Origin of the sequence: Bacillus cereus group sp. MYBK245-2 (genome assembly GCF_051916145.1) — a bacterium.
Classification (GTDB): domain Bacteria; phylum Bacillota; class Bacilli; order Bacillales; family Bacillaceae_G; genus Bacillus_A; species Bacillus_A pacificus.
The window spans coordinates 1-2,334 of record NZ_JBQAGB010000041.1; the positions used below are offsets into that span (position 1 = coordinate 1).

Here is a 2,334-nt window from a genome sequence, read left to right on the forward strand (position 1 = left end):
GTTCATCCTGAGCCAGGATCAAACTCTCCAATAAAGTTAGTTTGTCTAGCATCTAAAATAAAAATTGACGTTTCACGTTGTTTGTTTCGTTCAGTTTTCAAAGAACTACTTAGTCGCTCATTTGCGACTTCCTTATGTTAACATCTTCGTTAGTTAATGTCAACTAAGTTTTTTATTTCGTTTGTCACTTTCGACGTTATTGTCATCGGCGACTTGTTCTATATTACACCTCTAATCTCTAATCGTCAATACGTTTTTTAAAAAAACTTCATTTTTTTAAAACCCTATTTACATACCTCTTCTATCAGAATATATAAGCAACCCATATACTACTCTATGGGTTGCTTTCCATCATAAAAACTATTGTTCTTTTGAAGGTACCGAACAGCTTTCATCTGTACAAGACATATCGCTTCCACCTTCTGAAGAAAGCTCTTGTAACGTAGGTACAGGATTCTCTTCTTCCCACACTTGCTGAAGTGCACCAACAAAAGTTTCAAGTGGTTGTGCACCTGAAATAGCATACTTTTGATTAATAATAAAATAAGGTACTCCTGAAATTTGATATTGCTGAGCAATCGCTTCATCAACTCTAACATCATTTGCATATGCGCTTTTATCATTAATAACCTGTAAAGCTTCTTGTTTGTCTAAACCTGAAGCTTCAGCTATAGTAGCGAGCGTATCCACATCACTTAAATTTCTTGATTCAGTGAAATATGCAAAAAGTAGATTTTCCGTAATCTCTTTTTCTTTCCCTTGATCCTTTGCAAATTTCGCAAGACGATGCGCATCAAAAGTGTTCGTCGGCTTCATCTCATCAAAATTAAAACTTAAACCCATACTAGCTGCATGATTACCTAGCTGCACGTTATTACGTTTCGCTTCTTCAATACTAATCCCATACTTTGATGCAAGTACTTCATTAATACTTGTTCCAGAATAGATTGGAGCATTTTGGTCTAATTCAAAACTTTTAAACTCAACTTCAACATCCTTCTTATGAGGAAATTGCTCTAAAGCTACTTCTAATCTACGTTTCCCAATGTAGCAAAACGGGCATACAAAATCTGACCATACTTCAATTTTCATAGAAACACCTCATTAACATGTAGTTTTCAATCATTGTAGCACTGGCACTAAGGAATTCAAAAATTTATGCTTCAAGCCTTATATACTACAACCTAAAATAAATCTATAAATAGAAAAACGATAATCAAAAGTATTACCTTCTGATTATCGCATATATAAATCTAATTATACTTAAATATATCTTCCCACGAACTTCCATACGGTATTCCAATATGCATTTGAATCTATCTTCTCAGCTTCTCCATTCCAACTTATCGAAAGAATTTATGTGTAGTGTATTAGGTTTATGATTTGATACAAAGTTGGCATCCTTTTCTTCATTTGTAGCCAACACATCTCCTGATGCATTCACAGTTTCTACTAAGTGAGGGTTATCCTCTAAAAATTCTTTTTCTTGTTTCGCATTCAACGCATAGTTATAAAAATAATTCCCAACTAACATATATACAATCGCTAGAAGGACTAAGACTACTATATTGACACTCCCACGGCTAAAGCCGCAAGCTGACTAACGTCAGTGGGATTCTTGCTACCAAAGGCGAAGTCTATTTCTAGTATCGCTGACGTGCAAGATTGCGGTGTGCCATCACCACTCCATATCCAGTGCATCTAGCAGATACGGCACTCGTTCTATTACCAAACGAGTCAGATTGTGAGTTCTCAAATGTGTTTTAGCGTCTTGTACTTGACGACTCAATACATTTTACGGAGCAGAAGAATTTGTTACTCCAACCTCATATGTATTCTGTTTTCAGAGAACAAGATTGTTTTAGAGACTTTCACTTCTCTGTTATGAAAATTATACCATTTCAAATACTTGATGTACAGAACGTACTTTCGGTTTTTTATCTATACATCGCATTTGACCTCACTATCATCCCACCCCTAAAGGGGGTACTATCGCACCGTAGTGGGCTTTCCTATTCGGAAAATCTGTAATTATACCTATCTTTTTCATGTTATCTCCTTTAAAAAAATTAAATCTTCCTATATTAAAGTACTTCAAAAAATAACTGTACTATTTTAACATACCGATAGATTGCTTCCACAAAAAATAAAATAGAAAATCTTAAACTACATATCGAAATTGAATATAACAGAATAACTTGAGACTGATCAGAAGTTAGAAACACAAAAAAGACGAGTCATTCTGACTCGTCTTAAGCTTGCTTGGCGACGTCCTACTCTCACAGGGACAAGGTCCCAACTACCATCGGCGCTAGAGAGCTTAACTTCCGTGTT

General features: G+C 35.3%; 1 protein-coding gene and 1 pseudogene. Both read right to left on the minus strand.

All coding sequences use genetic code 11. The features are described 5' to 3' along the window. Positions 1–360: 360 nt before the first annotated feature. Entirely contained in the window at positions 361–1,092 is a 732-nt protein-coding gene (locus ACTFRN_RS27985) for a DsbA family oxidoreductase (protein ID WP_074567584.1), read from the minus strand. Positions 1,093–1,339: 247 nt separating this feature from the next. Beyond that, positions 1,340–1,534: pseudogene (locus ACTFRN_RS27990) on the minus strand (alpha/beta hydrolase); the annotation flags it as partial. Between the last annotated feature and the right edge of the window lie 800 nt (positions 1,535–2,334).

What these genes read in the sequence shown, in the direction of transcription:
- ACTFRN_RS27985 (WP_074567584.1), bottom strand. Translation starts at nt 1,092, where the DNA reads ATGAAAATTGAAGTATGGTCAGATTTTGTATGCCCGTTTTGCTACATT.